Raw genomic sequence first — 19,726 nt, 5'->3', positions numbered from 1 at the left:
GTAGTCTACTAGTATCTCAGGCAGTAACAACTTAAGGATATCGATAAAAGAATCTTGCATTAGGGTATAATTTGAAAATACAAATATCTAGATTTTAATATTTCCCCACAACAATATGTGTTGATCCGTTATTCTTGTAAATTTTAAAATCAAGTTTAAAATTTTACACTCGACTATATACTACTTTAGTTTGAATGTATTTTTTAGTATCCGCCTACAATGTTTCCTATTCGCAAAAGAATATCTCGAAAAAATAAAATTTCGTAAATTAATAGAAAAACCTCAATAAATACGGTTTAAAAATTTTATTCCCGTAAATTAAAGTTCTTTTATTTGCGTTATTCTCTTTATTATAATTGCTAATTTAGTATATTTATGCAAATTATATATACATGGAGATTTTATCATGCCCAAAATGCCAGGATAATCATATCATAAAAAGTGGCATCATTAATAGTAAACAAAGGTATTTATGTAAAAAATGCAACTATTTTTTTACCGTTAATAAAATCGGAAAAAAGATAGATGATTACTATGTTTCCAAAGCATTGCAACTTTATCTTGAAGGCCTTAGTTTTCGTGAAATAGAACGCATTATTGGCGTTTCTCATGTTACGATAAGCAATTGGGTAAAAACCTTTAACATAAAAAAACCTTCACATGCCAACTACCACCCTACTTATAAGATTTTAAGTCATTTAGAACTTATTGAATACCTTAAAAACAAAGCATTATTATCCGGAGCAGGAATGATTATTACAGAACTTGGAGACAAATTTATGCTGATAAAATGGGAAAGATTCAAGGACTAACTATACCTTTTACACAAAAATATATCTAAATTTTTTTTCCTAATAAAATAATAGAATTTGGTACTTTATTTACTAACGATCGTAACCAAAATTTTATTTATGAAAAAAATATTTTTTATCACGGCAATACTTTTAATGTCTGTGAAAAGTTTTTCACAAGGCTCTGCAGATTACGGTAGCGGAATGAAATTCAATTTGAACGAAGATGGTTCAAAATACATGCGATTTATTGTGTGGAACCAAATATGGTTTCGATCCGGAGAGATGAATCCCGGAACAATGATTGGAAATGAAGCAACTACAACCGGAACCGATATCGGGAACCGACGATTACGTTTTCTGGCCTACTCTCAATTGTCTAAAAGATACATGATTGTAACGCATTTTGGTATCAACAACCAAACCTTTACCAATGGTGGCGCTGCCGGAACTACGGGAACTGGTGGATACGGTGCCGGAAAAAAACCTGGCCTGTTTTTTCATGATGCCTGGAATGAATACGCATTAGTATTACCCGAAAAAGATAAAAAATTTAGTTTATCACTTGGAGGAGGATTACATTATTATATGGGACTATCCAGATCAACAATGGCTTCTACCTTGAATTTCTTAACCATAGACGCCCCTATATTCAACTGGCCGTTAATAGAAAACTCAGATCAGTTTGCTAGACAAATGGGGTTGTTTGCAAAAGGTAAATTTGGTAAATTAGAATACCGTTTAAGCTACAACAAGCCTTACGCTACAAACTTGGTTCCGGCTAACGCAATTACCGCAGATGAGGCCGTAGCTGTTGACAATAGTGGGAATACAAAATGGTCAAAAGCTGGTTATTTTGAATATCAATTTTTAGATCAGGAATCCAATTTACTGCCTTACAAAGTAGGAAGCTATTTAGGAACCAAAAAAGTATTTAATATTGGGGCTGGTTTTTATACAGCACCAGACGGAACAAGATCTTCGGTTAACAATACCATCAGTAAACATAACATCAATCTTTTTGCAGCTGACGTCTTTCTTGATTTGCCTCTTGGAAACAAAACAAACAAAATGGCTGTAACTGCCTACAGTGTTTTTTATGATTACGACTTTGGCCCTAATTATTTACGTAACGTAGGCATTATGAACATTGGTACTGCAGATCCAGGTTTTACTGGCAGCAGAGCATTGGCAGGAGCAGGAAACGCACAACCTTCTATTGGATCTGGAAACATCTGGTACACACAGGCGGGTGTTTTATTACCCAGCGCAGCAGAAAAACCAAAAGTACGGGTGCAGCCTTTTGGAGCTTTTACTTATAAAAGTTTTGATGCATTAGATAAATCAAGTACTCAATTTGATCTCGGAACCAACTTTTTCTTAGACGGTCAACACGCCAAAATAACGGCACAATATTCAACAAGACCCATTTATACCACACCTTCAACTACTTCAGGATCAAAAGGAGAATTTATACTGCAATTACAAATCTATCTATAAACTAACTAAAAAAAATAATTTATGAGTACTAAATCAACAAAAGGAATTTGGAAAGTCATTTCTGCATCCTCAATGGGAACCATGATAGAATGGTACGATTTTTACATCTTTGGAAGTTTGGCTGTTGTCATTTCCACTAAATTTTTTCCGTCAGATAATCCTACGGCAGCTTTCTTGTCTACGCTGGCAACATTTGCAGCAGGTTTTGTAGTTCGCCCTTTTGGAGCACTTTTCTTCGGTAGACTAGGTGATTTAATTGGTCGAAAATACACTTTTATGGTAACGTTACTTTTAATGGGCGGAGCCACCTTCTTGATTGGATGTATCCCCAGTTACGAAACCATTGGTTTTATGGCCCCTTTATTAGTTCTGATTCTTCGTTTGCTACAAGGTCTTGCTTTGGGAGGCGAATATGGCGGAGCAGCAACTTATGTCGCCGAGCATGCGCCAGTTGGACAAAGAGGATACTGGACTTCGTGGATTCAGACTACGGCAACGGTAGGGTTATTTATTTCTTTGATGGTCATTTTAGCCACAAGAAACATTCTTACACCTGAACAATTTGATGAATGGGGATGGAGAGTCCCGTTTTGGGTTTCGATCATCATGGTTGGAGTTTCGTATATTATTCGAAAAAACATGCATGAATCTCCTGTTTTCGCTAAAGCGAAAAGTGAAGGAAAAACAAGTACCAATCCATTAAAGGAAAGTTTTGGAAATCGTTATAACTTAAAATTTGTATTGTTGGCTTTATTTGGAGCAACAATGGGACAAGGTGTTGTTTGGTATACCGGCCAATTTTATGCCATGAGTTTCATGAAAACCGTTATGTCTATCGACTCCTCTCAGGTAGATACTTTACTCGGAATCGCTCTGATTATCGGCACACCTTTCTTTATCGTTTTTGGATGGCTGAGTGACAAAGTGGGTAGAAAATACATCATGATGGGCGGAATGTTAATGGCCATTCTCTTGTACAGACCTATCTATAAACAAATGTACGAAACCACATCTGTGAAAAATAAAACTGAAATAGTCGAAAAAACCACACTACTTGCCGAATTAAAAGAAAACAAAAAACAAACATCAGACTCTATTTATACTACCAACAAAGAGTACACAGACGGAACAAAATTGGTAGAGATAAAAACGGTATCTTTAGAAAATGGTGTGGCTAAAATTGTCGATGGCAAACCAAAAATAGAAACCAAAACCACAATAAAGATTAACTCCAGTGACAATTGGGCTTTGATATTTTTAGTATTTGTACAAGTATTGTTTGTTACGATGGTATATGGGCCGATTGCAGCGTTTCTGGTAGAAATGTTTCCTGTAAAAATTAGATATACATCGATGTCATTACCGTATCACGTAGGAAATGGAATTTTTGGAGGATTACTGCCTGCTATTTCAACCTATTTTGTGACCAATGCAAAAGATTTAGGCCATACAGAATTCTATCTCGAAGGACTCTGGTATCCAATTATTATTGCTTCGGTATCCTTTATAATCGGAATGGTTTACATTAAAAATAAAGATAAAAACGCTCACGTATAAAAAACACAGCTATGAATCAGATAAAAAGAGTTTTAGGATTAGTTTGGATCGCATTAGCAGTAGCTGCAGCTTATTTTTGCATCTTTACTTTTGGATTACCCAAATTTATGTCAGGAAAACAAGAGGATTTAGTATTCGGAATTATTATCCTTTTTGTACTCACACCCTTAATCGTTTTAGGATTAGGAACCTTTGGCTATTATGCCTTAATGGGTGATTATGACGAAAAAAATAATTAAATTGCCCCAATAGAACAGTCTCTGCCTATATTGGTGGAGGCTGTCTATTTTTAAATAAAAAACACAGATTTAAGTAGATTATCTTTAAGAAATTAAGCAAATTTTGCTACCAAGTAAACAGCATCTTCTTATGAAAAAGAGACACGAACAAAAATTGGTTATCCTTTCACTGCTAATGTTATTAGCAATGAACGTACCGTTGTTGCTGCTATTTGATAGTTCAAAATCACTTTTTGGATTCCCAATCATCTATATTTACATCTTTTCGGCATGGATTTTTTCGATTGCCATATCTTACCTAATCATAAAGAGATATTATGAGTAGCATTGAACTTTTATTAATATTGGTGCTCTATTTATCGATTCTTTTTTACATTGCATATTGGTCTGAAAAAAGAAGCCACTCTAAATGGACAAATAATGCCTATATCTACTCTTTTTCATTAGCGGTATACTGCACAGCCTGGACCTATTACGGAAGTATTGGTGTTGCTGCAGAATCTGGCTTGGGTTATTTACCCATTTATATAGGCCCCATTTTAGTGATACCCACCTGGATGATTATTCTCAAGAGAATTATCCGAATTTCGAGAGTAAATAAAATTTCAAGCATTGCAGATTTTATTTCTTTACGATACGGAAACAGTAGATTTCTGGGAGCCTTGGTCACCATTATTTGCTTATTCGGAATCTTACCTTATATTTCTTTACAGCTAAAATCAATTTCTGACACCTTTTATATTGTTACTAAAACGCAGGCGAGTTCTAATATTTTTACAGATACTACCACCTATGTTTGTATTGCTTTGGCTTTATTTGCTTCCTATTACGGAACAAAATATGTAGACGCCTCAGAAAAAAGACGCGGTATCGTTACGGCAGTTGCCATAGAATCGATCCTAAAATTGATTTTCTTTTTGATAATTGGCAGCTACATTACCTTTTTTGTTTTTGATGGATTTGACGATATTTACGCCAAAGCATCTTTATTGGAAAATTTTGATAAAAAAAATACGATTGGAGGACTCTCGCAAGCCATTAACTGGTTCTTCCTTTGCATTTTGTCAATGTTTGCTATTTTTTTATTGCCAAGACAATTTCATACAGCAATTATTGAAAATAACAAAGAAAGACACATTCAGACCGCAATTTGGCTTTTTCCATTATACCTTTTATTGTTTAATATTTTTATTTATCCTATTGCGTGGGGAGGCAACATTCTTTTTGAAGGTAAAGGATTCAATTCAGATACTTATTCGTTGCTCATTCCGCAATATTTTGATAATAAATTCTTGACAGTATTGGTTTTTCTTGGCGGTTTTTCAGCAGCCATTTCTATGATTATTGTGTCTTCTATTTCATTGGCAACAATGCTGAGCAACAACCTTCTTATTCCCTATGGGTTTATAGGTTCACTAAAAGATATTTCTCAGGAAAAAAACAGCAAACGCATTGTTAATAGCAGAAAAATAGGGATTTTTTTACTGATAATTGTAGCGTATGCCATTTACAGAGGTTTCGTTTTAGACTATTCCTTGGTTTCCATTGGCTTGGTGTCGTTTGTCGTCATTGCACAATTGGCTCCTTCTTTTTTTGGCGCACTATTCTGGCGAAGAGGTTCAAAAAAAGGAGCGGTAACCGGAATCATCTTAGGTTTTTTAGTCTGTCTTTACACCATATTGATTCCGTACGCCATTGGCATAACAAAATCGTCAAGCACCTTTATTCAATCAGGACCTTGGGGAATTACATTACTCAAACCATTTCATATTTTAGGATTGGATTATTTAGACCCTATCCAGCATGCTTTTTTCTGGAGCATGCTCTTAAACACCATGAGTTATTTAGCCGTTTCGGTAAGTTTGAGAGGCAATTACAGAGAACGTAATTATGCCGAAATGTTTGTAGATATTGACCAATACATCACCAATCACGAAAATGCTTTTGTATGGAAAGGAATTGCTTATATATCTGACATTCAGAAAGTTTTAGAGCGATTTCTAGGAGAGTCAAGAACAAGACGAGCGCTTACTATTTTTAACTTGAAATACAACATAGACAAAAACGATAATACTGCAGATGCGCGATTTATCAAATTTGCCGAAAACTTACTTACGGGTCATATTGGTACAGCTTCCGCTAAAATTTTAATAGCAAATGTCATACAGGAAGACAAAATTAGCCTGCCGGAAGTGCTTAGAATTCTGGAAGAATCGAAAGAAAATATTATTATTAATAAAAAGCTAACGGATACTTCAAGAGAATTAAAAACCATTTCTGAAAAATTAAAAGTAGCCAATGAGCAACTCATTAATAAAGACATTCAAAAAGATGAATTTCTGGACACTGTAACCCATGAATTACGAACGCCAATTACGGCCATTCGTGCTGCGAGCGAAATTTTGCATGACGATGATGAGATTCCGCAAGAAATAAGAAAGCAATTTTTAAAAAGCATTATTACCGAATCTGACCGACTGAATCGCCTGATTGACAAAATTTTAGACTTAGAGAAATTTGAAACAGGGAAACAAAAACTTCATCTTTCTAAAAATGATCTGTCAATAACAATTAAAAACACTTTGGCATCCCTTAACCAATTAATAAAAAATAAAAATATTAGTATTGAAGTAAAAGCTTCGTCAAGCGAAATAAAAGCTTTTTATGACGAAGAAAGAATTATTCAGGTTATTCATAATCTACTTTCAAATGCTATAAAATTTTGTTCGGAAAAGGAAGGAAAAATCACTATTAGCATACTTGAAAACACTCAGAATGTGGTGATTAAAATTCATAATAATGGAAAAGGAATTAAAAAAGAAGAAATGGAATCTATTTTTGACAAATTCTATCAATCGCGAGATCAAAATGTAAAAAAACCCATTGGAAGCGGGCTAGGACTTGCGATCTGCAAACAAATTATAGAACATCATAAAGGGAAAATCTGGACAGAAGACACCGATAATAATGGTGCTACATTTGTTTTTACATTACCTAATTACAAGACCACTGAAAGCATATCGATATGAAGAAAATTTTAATTGTAGATGACGAACCCAATATTGTAATGTCGCTTGAGTATACTTTTAAAAAAAATAATTTTGAAGTTTTTATTGCTCGTGACGGTCAGGAAGCACTGGATATTCTTGAAAAACAGCTTCCGGATTTAATTATTTTGGATGTCATGATGCCAATGGTTGACGGATTCGCCACATTAGAAGAAATCAAAAAAGACAGCAGGCTACAGCATTGCAAAGTCATTTTCCTTTCGGCAAAAAACAAACAAAAAAATATTGAAAAAGGACTTGCATTAGGGGCTGACCTGTATGTGGTAAAACCTTTTTCGATAAAAAAATTAGTAGAACAGGTAAACGAATTGATACAATAAGTTTTAATGAAAACCAGAACGATTTTATAAAAAAGGCTGCCTCCTCCAGACAGCCCTCTTCACACTAACAAAATATTTATTTTTTTATAAATTTTATTACTTGGGTTTTATCATTACCATCCATTGCTTTTACAATATATAGTCCTGCTTTTAAATCACTTACGTGAAATTGAAAGTTTTGGTTTTCATTAGGAGTGAAACTTTTTACAAGTTGTCCCGAAACTGAATATAACTGAACTTTTTTGGCAGTCAGATTCAAAGTAAAATAGTCTGCGACCGGATTTGGATATAAAGTAACCAGGTTTCCTTTTTCGAAATTTTCGATAGCTAAATTGGCTTGTTTATTTCCGTAAATTCTAAATTCTCCAGGAGGAAGATTTATAGGAGCCGCAATATCAGCAACGTTGATGGTAGTATTATCCATCAAATTGTACCAAGTTCCGACGTATGGGAATCCCGTTGGAACATTCTGCGCTGTAACATCAAAATTGGCCAAAATTAACACGTCTTTCAACTGAGTCGAAGCTAATTCGGCATTGGTTATTTTTATATTCTGAAGCAATGTATTTGCATTTACGATTGTAGCAGTCCCCAGAAATACCGGTTCTACTGTTTTCATAGTAATCATTTTTGCCCAATCGTTATAAATTTTATTTCTATCTGAATTGCCTAACCAATTCCCTGTCCATTGTGGTTGTGGTTTTGTGTCTAATTTACAATCACCTGATGTTGCATCGCTACTTGTGTTTACAGTACCATTATTACAGGTAAAAATTGAAGATTCCCAGCCTAACTCTCCAAAATGCCAAATCATTTTTGGCCCGGGAACGAGTAATGATACTGCTCCAATGGCAGACATTCTTGACAAAGCTGTATTTAAATTTTTTACGTTATAGCTTCCGTTAGAATTTCCATATTGTACATTTTTATACATTAAGCGTTCTTCATCATGACTCTCTGCATAACCCACTAAACGATTGGCAGTAAAACCATGAGTGCTACTTACCATTCTGGAAATATTACTATCAGACGCATAACCCATTGCCAACTGGTTATAAGCATTATTAAAGTTACCCCAAAGCATAATTCCTTTACTTGGAGATTCTCCAACTCTGTAATTGGCCCATTGCAATTCTTCAGCATCTGTACCTAAATGTTCAAAAATCGTATAATGTGTCGGGTCAAGATTCCAAGAATAATCTGCATACGATTTTAAAACATCTATTCTGTCCTGTTGCAAATCATTGGTACATGCCTCATCGTTGGCAGTACAGTTTTGAGTAAAACCTTTGGTTAAATCCCAACGAAATCCATCAATTTTATATTCTTCTACCCATTGTTTGATCACTCTTTTTACATAATTCTGAGTTCTGATTTGTTGGTGATTAAAATCTTCTCCAACATTATAACTGTGTTTTGCAACTGTATTAAAATAAGGGTTTTCTACTGTTGACGAACCAAAACCATCACCATCTGGATCACTCATCCACATTCTAACCATCGGATTTCTTCCAAAAGCATGATTTAAAGCTACGTCCAGAATAACTGCAATTCCGTTTTGGTGACACAAGTCAATAAGTTCTTTTAATTTATTAGAAGTTCCGTAAAACTTATCCAAAGCCATGTGAAAAGAAGTATTGTAACCCCAGCTTTCATTACCTTCAAACTCCATTACTGGCATTAGCTGAATGGCATTTATTTTTAAGTTTTTAAAATAATCTATTTTATCAATTAAACTTTGATAGCTTCTATTCGCATCAAAATCACGAACCAAAACTTCATAAATTACTAATTTTTCTTTTTCCGGTTTTGTAAAATTGATCACTTGCCAATTGTATGACGTTTCTCCTGTTTTAAGAACGGTAACTTCAAAATTTTGTCCCGCCGGATAAGCTGCCATATTTGGATATGACGCGGCAGGAATCGAAGCGTCATCAAATGGAGATAATACTAAAGTTGAATATGGATCTGCTGTTTTTACTAATGAAGGAGAATTTGTTAATGGTGTTGCATCTACCACCCAATATTGGTAGGTATTGTTTACTCCCGAAACCAAACCATTTAATTCTAACCAGAATTTACCCGAAGCCGGATCTTTTTTCATAGCATACGTTATTGTTGGCTGCCAGTTGTTGAAACTTCCGGCCACATAAACAAAATCTTTTAAAGGCGCATCGAGAACCAATGTTGCTTTTGTGGCATCATCAGCATGATAATTAATTCCATCAACCAAACCAGCTGGCATAGCTTCCATAACTGTATTAGGATTGACAACTACTGAGAACTTTTTTATAATGGTAACCGCTCCTTGTGTTGCAGACAATTCATAATTTTGATTGTTTACAATATTCGTAGCAGTATAGGCGTAATTGGTTGTACTTGCGTTGGTATTTATAACAACCCCGTTTGCTTTTAGACTATAATTTGCAGCACCATTTGTGTTTGTGGCAGCAATATTAAAGCTGGCACCTGACGCAATAATTGTGGCACTATTTTCGACTGGAGCGGCCAGATTAACCTGAAAAGTGCCCACCTCGACCAAAATGTCTTGTGATTTTTTATCGCCAGTTCCGTTTTTAGCTTTAATTAAAAAGCCTATTTTACCGATCCCTGTAGTATTATAATAAGTTGTTGGTGTGATAGTTTTTGTGTAAGTATCTGTTCCGCTGTTATAGGTAAATCTGCTTGCCTCATCTGATGCTTCCCAAGTACCATTTAAAGGAGTGCCTTTTTGGGTGGTATCATTTAAATCAAAAGCCCAAGCCCACATATACAAAGCATTTCCGACAACACCCCAAGTGGTTTCGTTAATACTACTTCCATTAATTGTAATTGTAACTGAAGCTGTTTCTTCAAAAGTAGTAGGACTTATAGAATAAATTACCGTTTGTTGCTGGGCAAAAAGAGATACTGATAATAAAAGAAATAGTGATAGTATGGTTTTTTTCATATTGTGGTTGGTTTGGTTAGTTTTATCAAAAAAGGGCTACCTTTTAGATAGCCCTTTTAAATATTTCAAGAGAGATTAGTCTTGATTTGGAATCAATGAATAACTGCCATCTAAATCATTAAAATAAATTACATATTTAGATTTTGCTACTGGTATATTATCTCCAGTACCGCCCCCTGAGAAAGGAGTATTTCCTCCCCAAGAAACATCCCAAGCATCATTTGCTCTAAATTTAAGTTCTCCATCATTTAATGAAGTTACGCCAAGAGACCAAACATGAGCACTGAATGAGGATTTTACCATTGCAGTAGAAGCATCCCAACCTTTAGAAGTACTGCTTCCAATAATACCAACAGTTGAATGTGTTACTGCCGCAGTTGCGTTGTAGTCTACTAATGTATATTTTAAAGTAGTCGTATTGAATTGAAAAGTATAATATCCGTCGGCTGGAATCGTAAATTCGCCTGCATTATTCTTAATTTCAATTGCATCACCTCCTGCGTTTCCTAATTGAGAATCCCAACTTCCTTTTTCAGAAATAAGCTTAAAATTACCAGCTTTAAAAAATCCTGTAAATTTATAGAGATTTGCATTTTTCCCATCTCTATACATTGGTTGATGTTTAGTGTCGGTATTATTATCCCAACCTCCCTCTACAGCTGCTCCAATTAGATACCAATCTGTAAAATCATAAGTCACTTTACCCGTGTAAGGAGTAACATTTATAGAAATTAATGTTTTTGAAATTTGAGGAACACCACCTGAAACTGTTGATTTCACTTTTATATCAAACGATGAAACCTCTTCTGGTTTTCCTCCAAGCTCAATTGCTACCTGATTTAATTCTCTAACCAAAACTGATACATTTGTAACATTTTTTGTTGTAGCAAGAGTTTTTGCAGCTGTAAAATCACCCCCTTTTTTATCTATTAATAAAGTATATTCTACCACTACATCTTTAGAATATTCAGCAGCTGACCATTCAAATTTAGTAGCTTCTTCTGCTGGTTTATTTACATCCAAAACAAACTCTTTTCCAGTTGCTGGCGAAGTTATTTCTGATGTAGCAACAGCATCTACAATTGGTCGGTTATCTACATCATCAGCATTACATGATACAATCAACACGCCAATAAATGCGATTAAAATTTTATATATGTTTTTCATTTTAATATTATATTAAGATGTTAGTAACCCGGATTTTGTTTCAAAGTTGGATTTGCCTGAATGTTTCTTGCAGGAATAGGCATTAAATCTCTGTAAGACTCTGTTGCACTTCCATTTACAGAACCGCCTTTCCATTGCCAGATTTTAGATCCGCCTGTGAATTTTCCAAAACGAATTAAATCTGTTCTTCTGTGACATTCCCAAAATAATTCTCTCCCTCTTTCATCTAGGATAAAGTCAAGAGTTAATTGTCCAGCATTGATTGGCGCTGCATCCGCTCTATCTCTGATTTGATTGATATAACCCAAAGCTGTAGTTATGTTTCCTGTAGTAGCTCCTCTAAGTGTTGCTTCAGCGTACATTAAATAAGCATCTGTTAATCTGAACATTGGAAAATCGATATCCGGGATATCATTTCTTTGTGCTGCAGAACCATCTGCATTTTTGTTGATGTATTTTGTTACAGCATAACCGTCTGTAAATGTCCCAACATTAGCGATGTCTTTTGCTTGGCCTGTTGTATAAAAAGTTCCTCTTTTATCAGCAGTTGCGGTTTCGTCAGGAAAAAGATTTACAAACTCTCTACGAGTTCTAATTCCTTGCCATCCACCGTCCATACCGCGTGAAGCAGCATCCATACTACCTCCGATGGAAGCGTGCATGATAAAACTCATCCCTCCACCTGTAGCTCTAATAGCATTACCATCACTTACAATTGGAAAAATTACCTCACTTTGTGCACCGTTTCTATTATTATCTGCAGAGAACAAATAAGCGTAAGGTACATTAGCAAATGTATAACCAGAGTTATCAATAATATCTTTGCATAATGCTGCAGCCTCATTAAATTTAGGTGTTCCTACATATACATTCGCATTCAGATAAACCTGAGCTAATAAAAATTTAGCAGCAGCTTTATCCACTCTACCATATTCATTTGTTTTTGAAGCAGCCAAACCAGTATCTAAATCTTTCAATTCAGATTCTACAAAAGCAAAAACTTCTGCTCTGGATTTTTGTGCTGGGTAAAAGAAACCTACAGGATCATTTTCTGTAGTGATTGGCACATTCCCAAATAAATCCATTAAGTTATAGTATGAAAATGCTCTCAAGAAACGAGCCTCAGCTCTAAAAGTAGCGATTTCAGCTTTTAAAGTAGCATCAACACCTCTTGCCGTTAATTTTTCATCTGTAGTTTGTCTTAAAAACTCATTAGCAACACTAATGTGATAAAAAGCTCTAGAGAATGTTCCTTCCAGAAATTCATTTGCAGGCGACCAAGTTTGAGCATTCAATGTTGGTAAAGTACCATCCGCCCAAGCGATAATTGCTTCATCAGTAGTAAACTCCTGTGTTACAAAAAGCAAACGCAAATAACTACTAAAATCCCCACTCAATCCAGCAATATCTGCAGAACCATCTCCATCATTTCCTCCTACATACAGACCTGCATATAATTTTGCCAATACTTGCTTGTACGATGCGGGATCTTGAAAAAAGGTTTCAGATAAAAACTCATCATCATCCTTTGGCGTCACGTTTAGGTCGTCGGTACACGAAGTAAGCGTCATACTTAATCCTAAAATGAATAGGAAAAAATAAGATATATATTTAAATGATATTTTCATTTTGTTTATTTTTAAATTTTTGATTTCAGTCTACTATTAGAAATTGGCATTTACTCCAAACAAGAAAGTTCTGGCTCTTGGGTAAACATTATTATCAATTCCATTGAATCTTTCAGGATCTAAACCATTGTATTTCGTAAGAATGAAAACATTCTGAACACCAGCTGTAAATCTTAATGAAGCGGCTTTAATGATCGTTTTATCAAAAGTATACCCAAGCATAACATTATCTAATTTTACAAAAGAAGCATCTTTTACAAAATAATCAGACAAATAACGTTGTGTTCCATTATCTTCAAAAGTAAAGCCTGTATTAAAGTAATCAGAACTTACGTTAGATAAATCCGTTTGTCTTCTTAATCCAGCATCAGAGTAACCTAAATTTGAACTTACGTTATCAAAAATTTTGTTTCCAACACTAGCTCTCCAGTTCATTGTAAAATCAAAATTTTTGTAGTTTAAAGTAGAAAACAATCCAAAAGTATAATCTGGAGCCGTTTTACCAGCTCTGTAACGATCACCTGCATCAATTTTTCCATCTGAATTTCTATCAACATAAGCTCCTGCTATAGGTCTTTTGTCAGCATCATATAATTGTTCGTAAACAAAGAATGAATTTGGTGCATATCCTACTGAGTTAATAAGAACTTTATTCCCATTTCCTCCAGCTATGTTGTCTCCTGCCAAATAACCTTGAAAACCAGGAACAGTAATTCCTAATTCTGAGATTTTTTGATCGATGTAAGTAGCATTAAAAGCTACATTCCAAGTTAGGTTATCGGTTTTAACTACATCCGACTGAACATTAAACTCAACCCCTTTTGTTCTTACACTACCAATATTAAAGAAACCTTGATTTCTAAGATTTGCTCCATCAGGAACTGCAATATCTGCTAATAAATCTGTTGATTTCTTATCAAAATAGTTGATGGATCCTGTTATTCTTTCATTCAAAAATCCGTAATCAACACCCACGTTCATCTCTGCCAATTCTTCCCATTTGATATTTTCGTTATATCCTTCTGGTCTGGCAGTTGAATAAACAGTATTTCCAAAAATATACTGTGAATTAATTGTTCCTAAAGTTACTCTTCTCAGATAATCATACTGAGCAGAGATATCTTGTTGACCTGTAGTTCCGTAACCAACTCTTAATTTTAAAGTTGAAAGTGTAGCATTGTCTTTTAAAAATTCCTCTTCAGATACATTCCAAGCAAAAGCTCCTCCGGCAAAATTACCCCATCTGTTATCTTCAGAAAAACGTGAAGTCCCGTCTCTTCTGTAGTTTAAGGTCAATAAATATCTGCTGTCATAACCTAAATTCAAACGACCAAAGAAAGATTGTAAATTAACGTCTGGATCCGTAGCAACATCTTCATTTGGATTTGGCTGTCTTATTTCGCCAGATTGATATCTTTCTTTTTGAAACAATTGGTAGTTATAACCCGCTGTTGCGTCTACTTTAATTTTTCCTAAATCTTTGGTATAATTAAAATAAGCATTTAAGTTTTTGTTTTGAAGTGCATCAGTATAACTAGAATAGTTTCCTAAATTTACCCAGTTTCCTGAGCTAAATGGGTTTGGCTGATAACCCAACGCACTTTGAGTACTTACTTCTGTATATCCGCTACTATCAAATCTATCAATACCAGCTTCGGCTACAACTCTCAAATCTTCAAAGAAATGTAATTTATAGTCTAATCTAACATTACCCCATTTTCTGGTAGAAGTAGCTCTTCTATTATCCTGATTTAATCTTGCAACAGGATTTCTTGCCGGCAATAAGGGTAAATTTCCATTTGGTTCTAACCACTCATAATAACCTCCGTAACGTGAATTGGCATCGTAAACTGGCTGTGTAGGATCAAATCCGATAGCACTACCAATTACAGCTCCTTCATCCTGAAATTGATTTTTACCGAAAGATAAATTTCCGCTAATATCAATTTTTAAATGATTATCAAATAAAACAGGATTTAGCGATAACGATGTCGTAGTTCTCTCAAAAGATGTATTTCTTAAGATTCCCGGATTATCAACATTTCCAACTGATAACCTAACTGGCAATTTATTAAATAAAGAACCACTTACAGAAATATTGTTGTTTGTTGTAAGAGCAGTATGAAAAATTTCGTCCTGCCAGTTGGTATTTGCATTACCCAATAAAGCTTGTTGAGTTGCTGTTCCTTTTGTGTTTACTAAATCACGAAATTGATCTGCACTCATTACGTCAACTGTGTTGGCCACTGTATTGATACCTACCTGCGAACTAAAATTAACTTTTACACCACCTTTTGATCCTTTTTTGGTTGTAATCACAATTACACCATTTGCTGCACGCGAACCATAAATAGCTGCTGCAGAAGCATCTTTAAGAACTGTAAAAGACTCAATATCATTAGGATCAATAGTAGATAAAATACTTGTTGCTCCGCTAGGAACTGCATTACTCAAAGGCAATCCGTCTAAAACGATCAAAGGCTCATTTGAAGCATTTAAAGAGGAACCTCCACGAATACGGATATCTGCTTTTGCACCAGGAGCACCTCCTCCAACAACAGTTACACCCGAAATACGCCCACTAATTAAGCTTTCCGGAGTTACGTTGATTCCTTTATTAAACTCTTTTGAAGAGATTTGAGAAACAGAACCTGTAGCATCTTTTTTCTTAACAGTACCGTAACCTACTTGTACTACAACTTCTTTAAGTTGGTTTGTATCTTCCTCTAAGGTAACATTTAGTGTCTTTTGTCCGGTGTAATCAATAGTTGCCGTTTTATATCCAATAAAAGATACGACAATTTTGTTACCATTTTTTACATTTGAAAGTTGGTAAACCCCATCAAATCCGGTAGATGCGCCGCTTGGAGCACCCTGTACATTTACATTTACTCCTGGTATTGGTTGTCCTGTTGCTTTATCAACAACGGTTCCGCTTAAAGTGCTTTGAGCTAACACCGAAAAAGGCAACAGCAGGAATAAAAATAACAACTTTTTATAAATTGCTTTCATACTTTTTGTTTAAATTAGTTTGAGTTTGTGATTGTTAGTTAAGTTTTTAATTTTACTTCGAATTTCAAAATTAGGAATTTATTAACATGCGCAACGAGTTACAATTTTTATTGGTTTACGAAAACGTGATAGTGTTGAAAACTTTCTATTTTTTGTAATCTTTTAAGTCAAAAATTATCAATTATCAAAATATACAATACCTTTATTAATAATTAGATTTTTTTCAAATTAATACTATGAAACGAAAAATAACCTTAAAACAAATTGCAAAGGAGCTTGACGTATCGATTTCAACTGTCTCAAAATCACTTAGAAACAGTCTCGAAATCGGTGAAGAAACACGTCTGAAAGTACAGGCCTTTGCAAAGTTTTACAACTATAAACCCAACAACATTGCTCTTAGTCTAAAAAATCGAAAAACCAAAAGTATTGGTATTATCATTCCGGAAATTGTACATTATTTTTTCTCTACTGTGATCAACGGTATTGAGCAGGTGGCGAACGAACACGGCTACAGTGTTGTAATTTGCCTGTCTGATGATTCTTTTGATAAAGAGGTCCTTAATATGGAGATGTTGGCCAACGGAAGCATTGACGGCTTTATCATGTCGCTCTCTAAAGAAACCCAGTACAAAGGCGATTTTCACCATATTACAGAAGTAATTAATCAAGGAATGCCTGTGGTGATGTTTGACCGTGTGACCAATGATATTTTGTGCGACAAAGTGATTATTGATGACAAATCTGCTGCTTACGAAGCCGTTCAAAGCTTAATCGATAATGGTCGAAAAAAGATTGCACTTGTGACAACGGTAGATTATGTAAGTGTCGGAAAATTAAGGACGGATGGCTACGAAAAAGCACTTCTGGACAACGGATTACCTTTTAATGAAGACCTTATCATCAAAATTGAAGATGTAGATACTTGCGAAATCACCATTGGCCAACTCTTGCACGACAGGGCTTTTGATGCAGTTTTTGCGGTAAACGAACTTTTTGCGGTTACTATCATCAAAACAGCAAATAAGATGGGGCTTAAAATTCCTGAAGACCTGGCTGTAATTGCTTTTACCGACGGAATTATCTCGAAATACTCCACTCCAACAATTACCACTGTAAGCCAAAGTGGCGAAAAAATGGGAAACAAAGCCGCCAAAATGCTAATTGAAAGACTGGAAGCCGCTCATGATGACGACGATGAAGAAAATGAAAATTACACTACAGAAGTCATTGAAACACATCTTATAAAAAGAGAATCTACTGACTAATTTTCTTAAAATCAACATATTCTAAAGCCATAAAAAACATTTATGGCTTTTTTGTTAGTATATATCTAAAAATAATTTATACTTTTACGGCCATCAAAGCTTTTACTTTTACTTCGAAAAAACAGTAAGTTTTGATAAGCATAGCGCTTATCGTCTAATTAATTTTTTAATTACGATAATGGAAAAGCGTAAATTAAGTTTCTGGGAAATTTGGAACATGAGTTTCGGTTTCTTAGGAATACAAATGGGGTTTGCACTACAGAATGCGAATGCCAGCAGAATTCTTCAAATTTTTGGTGCCGACATACATGAACTATCATGGTTTTGGATTATTGCCCCCCTTATGGGATTAATAGTTCAGCCTATCATTGGTCATTACAGCGATAAAACTTGGGGAAGATTCGGAAGAAGAAAACCCTTTTTTCTTGTAGGTGCTATTTTGGCTTCCGTTGGATTAATTTTAATGCCTCAAGCTAATATTTTTATTTCTGTTTTACCTGCTTTATGGGTTGGAGCCGGAATGTTGATGATCATGGATGCATCTTTCAATATCGCTATGGAGCCATTTCGTGCTTTGGTTGGAGACAATTTAAGAACAGATCAGCGTACTGCAGGCTTTAGTATTCAAACTTCGTTAATTGGTTTTGGAGCCGTTATTGGTTCCGCATTGCCTTATGTCCTGACAAAATATTTTGATGTTTCAAATAGTGCTGTTCCCGGAAGTGTTCCATTAAACCTGACCCTTTCTTTTATTATCGGTGCGGGAGTTTTAGTGGGCTCAATATTAGTAACACTCATTACAACAAAAGAATATACTCCGGAAGAACTGGCCAATTTTGAAGATCCTCAAAATCATGACGTTATTGTTTCTGAAGAAAAATCAAAACTAAGCGACATTTTTACCGATTTTGCAAAAATGCCAACTACTATGCGTCAGCTAAGTTGGGTACAATTTTTCTCATGGTTCGGATTATTTGGTATGTGGGTTTTTACAACTCCAGCCATCGCACATCACATTTACGGATTGCCTTTAGATGACACTTCAAGTCAGCAATATCAAGACGCTGGTGACTGGGTCGGAATATTGTTTGGAGTCTATAATTTCGTTTCCGCTATTATTGCGCTGTTTTTCCTGCCGTACATCGCTAAAAAAATCGGACGAAAATCAACACACGCCCTTTCTTTAATTATTGGAGGAATCGGATTAATATCTATTTATTTTATGCCCAATGAAGACTGGGTAGTACTTCCAATGATTTTAATTGGAGTGGCATGGGCAAGTATTTTGGCAATGCCTTACGCAATTCTTGCAGGGTCAATAGCCCCGAAAAAAATGGGCGTTTACATGGGGATTTTTAACTTTTTTGTAGTTATCCCACAAATTGTTAACGCACTTATTGGAGGTCCAATTGTAAAATATCTTTACAACGGCGATGCAATCTATGCCTTAATTACCAGTGGAGTTAGTTTCTTAATTGCCGCTCTTTTAGTCTACAAAGTAAGAGATGTAGATGATACAATTCAAAAATCATAAATTAAGAATCCTACTTATAATGAACAAAAAAGCATTCATATTCGATCTTGATGGCGTAATCGTTGATACCGCAAAATATCATTTTTTGGCGTGGCAAAAAATCGCCAAAAGCCTCAATATTAATTTTACACACGAACACAACGAATTACTTAAAGGTGTAAGTCGCGTGCGCTCGCTCGATATAATTCTTGAACTAGGAAATGTTCAGGCTTCGCAAGATGACAAAGACAAATGGTTAATTCAGAAAAACGAAGATTATTTAACTTACTTGGTTGACATGGATGAAAGCGAAATTCTTCCAGGCGTTTTTAAAATTCTACAACTATTAAAAGAAAAAAATCAAGCGATTGCACTGGGTTCTGCAAGTAAAAATGCAAGACCAATTTTAGAAAAAACCGGAATTCTGTCCTATTTTGATGTTATTGTTGACGGAAATGACGTTACCAATGCCAAACCAGATCCGGAAGTTTTCTTAAAAGCGGCCCAATTATTACAAATTGATCCAAAAAATGCAATAGTATTCGAAGATTCTGTTGCTGGAGTTCAGGCAGCAAACGTAGGCGAAATGGTAAGTGTTGGAATTGGTGAGAAAACAATTTTACATGAAGCCCAATACATCTTTAAAGATTTCACCGTAATAGACGAAAGCTTTATCGAGAAGTTAATCAATTAGAAAATTTGACAATTAGAAA

The 19,726-nt window shown here is 35.0% G+C and carries 13 protein-coding genes; 9 read left to right on the top strand and 4 right to left on the bottom strand.

What is annotated here, in order from left to right; translation table 11 throughout:
• The first annotated feature begins 392 nt into the window (after positions 1-392).
• From J3495_RS15935 to J3495_RS15910, 6 genes are all read left to right on the top strand, one after another.
• A complete protein-coding gene (locus tag J3495_RS15935) occupies positions 393-812 on the top strand; it encodes an IS1/IS1595 family N-terminal zinc-binding domain-containing protein (protein ID WP_210667534.1) in 420 nt (139 codons plus the stop codon).
• 99 nt (positions 813-911) lie between these two features.
• On the top strand, positions 912-2,291 hold the full coding sequence (locus J3495_RS15930; protein WP_210667533.1) for a porin: 1,380 nt from the start codon (positions 912-914) through the stop codon (positions 2,289-2,291).
• Positions 2,292-2,312: 21 nt separating this feature from the next.
• Entirely contained in the window at positions 2,313-3,848 is a 1,536-nt protein-coding gene (locus J3495_RS15925) for an MFS transporter (protein WP_210667532.1), read from the top strand.
• An 11-nt stretch (positions 3,849-3,859) separates the two neighbouring features.
• Positions 3,860-4,087, top strand: a complete 228-nt coding sequence (locus J3495_RS15920; protein WP_210667531.1) for a DUF6814 family protein — start codon at positions 3,860-3,862, stop codon at positions 4,085-4,087.
• 317 nt (positions 4,088-4,404) lie between these two features.
• Positions 4,405-7,116 carry a sensor histidine kinase gene (locus tag J3495_RS15915; RefSeq protein ID WP_210667530.1) on the top strand — a complete coding sequence of 904 codons (2,712 nt, stop codon included), beginning with the start codon at positions 4,405-4,407 and terminating at the stop codon, positions 7,114-7,116.
• Entirely contained in the window at positions 7,113-7,475 is a 363-nt protein-coding gene (locus tag J3495_RS15910; protein ID WP_210667529.1) for a response regulator transcription factor, read from the top strand. Before J3495_RS15915 ends, J3495_RS15910 begins: the two co-directional genes overlap by 4 nt.
• A gap of 76 nt (positions 7,476-7,551) precedes the next feature.
• Here J3495_RS15910 and J3495_RS15905 read toward each other — a convergent pair whose 3' ends face one another.
• From J3495_RS15905 to J3495_RS15890, 4 genes are all read right to left on the bottom strand, one after another.
• Positions 7,552-10,425 carry an alpha-amylase family glycosyl hydrolase gene (locus J3495_RS15905; RefSeq protein WP_210667528.1) on the bottom strand — a complete coding sequence of 958 codons (2,874 nt, stop codon included), beginning with the start codon at positions 10,423-10,425 and terminating at the stop codon, positions 7,552-7,554.
• A gap of 75 nt (positions 10,426-10,500) precedes the next feature.
• Entirely contained in the window at positions 10,501-11,592 is a 1,092-nt protein-coding gene (locus J3495_RS15900; RefSeq protein WP_210667527.1) for a SusE domain-containing protein, read from the bottom strand.
• 20 nt (positions 11,593-11,612) lie between these two features.
• Positions 11,613-13,220 (bottom strand): RagB/SusD family nutrient uptake outer membrane protein, encoded by a 1,608-nt coding sequence (locus J3495_RS15895; protein ID WP_210667526.1) that lies wholly within the window; start codon positions 13,218-13,220, stop codon positions 11,613-11,615.
• 36 nt (positions 13,221-13,256) lie between these two features.
• A complete protein-coding gene (locus tag J3495_RS15890) occupies positions 13,257-16,232 on the bottom strand; it encodes a SusC/RagA family TonB-linked outer membrane protein (protein ID WP_210667525.1) in 2,976 nt (991 codons plus the stop codon).
• A 236-nt stretch (positions 16,233-16,468) separates the two neighbouring features.
• On the opposite strand from J3495_RS15890, the gene J3495_RS15885 reads away from it, so the two are divergent.
• The 3 genes from J3495_RS15885 (at position 16,469) to pgmB (ending at position 19,707) form a co-directional block, all read left to right on the top strand.
• A complete protein-coding gene (locus J3495_RS15885; protein ID WP_210667524.1) occupies positions 16,469-17,500 on the top strand; it encodes a LacI family DNA-binding transcriptional regulator in 1,032 nt (343 codons plus the stop codon).
• 178 nt (positions 17,501-17,678) lie between these two features.
• The gene (locus tag J3495_RS15880; RefSeq protein WP_210667523.1) at positions 17,679-19,034 is read left to right on the top strand and encodes an MFS transporter; all 1,356 of its coding nucleotides are present in this window, start codon (positions 17,679-17,681) and stop codon (positions 19,032-19,034) included.
• Positions 19,035-19,053: 19 nt separating this feature from the next.
• On the top strand, positions 19,054-19,707 hold the full coding sequence (gene pgmB / locus J3495_RS15875; protein ID WP_210667522.1) for a beta-phosphoglucomutase: 654 nt from the start codon (positions 19,054-19,056) through the stop codon (positions 19,705-19,707).
• Positions 19,708-19,726: the final 19 nt, after the last annotated feature.

The sequence above is a fragment of the Flavobacterium geliluteum genome (assembly GCF_017948595.1).
GTDB lineage: Bacteria > Bacteroidota > Bacteroidia > Flavobacteriales > Flavobacteriaceae > Flavobacterium > Flavobacterium flavipigmentatum.
The sequence above is the reverse complement of the archived record's forward strand: the minus strand, read 5'-3'. Positions and strand labels throughout refer to the sequence as shown.

Bases quoted from the DNA above. Each gene is read 5' to 3' on its own strand.
- J3495_RS15895 (WP_210667526.1), bottom strand. From the start codon at position 13,220: ATGAAAATATCATTTAAATATATATCTTATTTTTTCCTATTCATTTTA.
- J3495_RS15915 (WP_210667530.1), top strand. From the start codon at position 4,405: ATGAGTAGCATTGAACTTTTATTAATATTGGTGCTCTATTTATCGATT.
- J3495_RS15900 (WP_210667527.1), bottom strand. From the start codon at position 11,592: ATGAAAAACATATATAAAATTTTAATCGCATTTATTGGCGTGTTGATT.
- J3495_RS15890 (WP_210667525.1), bottom strand. From the start codon at position 16,232: ATGAAAGCAATTTATAAAAAGTTGTTATTTTTATTCCTGCTGTTGCCT.
- J3495_RS15935 (WP_210667534.1), top strand. From the start codon at position 393: ATGGAGATTTTATCATGCCCAAAATGCCAGGATAATCATATCATAAAA.
- J3495_RS15930 (WP_210667533.1), top strand. From the start codon at position 912: ATGAAAAAAATATTTTTTATCACGGCAATACTTTTAATGTCTGTGAAA.
- J3495_RS15910 (WP_210667529.1), top strand. From the start codon at position 7,113: ATGAAGAAAATTTTAATTGTAGATGACGAACCCAATATTGTAATGTCG.
- J3495_RS15885 (WP_210667524.1), top strand. From the start codon at position 16,469: ATGAAACGAAAAATAACCTTAAAACAAATTGCAAAGGAGCTTGACGTA.
- J3495_RS15905 (WP_210667528.1), bottom strand. From the start codon at position 10,425: ATGAAAAAAACCATACTATCACTATTTCTTTTATTATCAGTATCTCTT.
- pgmB (WP_210667522.1), top strand. From the start codon at position 19,054: ATGAACAAAAAAGCATTCATATTCGATCTTGATGGCGTAATCGTTGAT.
- J3495_RS15880 (WP_210667523.1), top strand. From the start codon at position 17,679: ATGGAAAAGCGTAAATTAAGTTTCTGGGAAATTTGGAACATGAGTTTC.
- J3495_RS15920 (WP_210667531.1), top strand. From the start codon at position 3,860: ATGAATCAGATAAAAAGAGTTTTAGGATTAGTTTGGATCGCATTAGCA.
- J3495_RS15925 (WP_210667532.1), top strand. From the start codon at position 2,313: ATGAGTACTAAATCAACAAAAGGAATTTGGAAAGTCATTTCTGCATCC.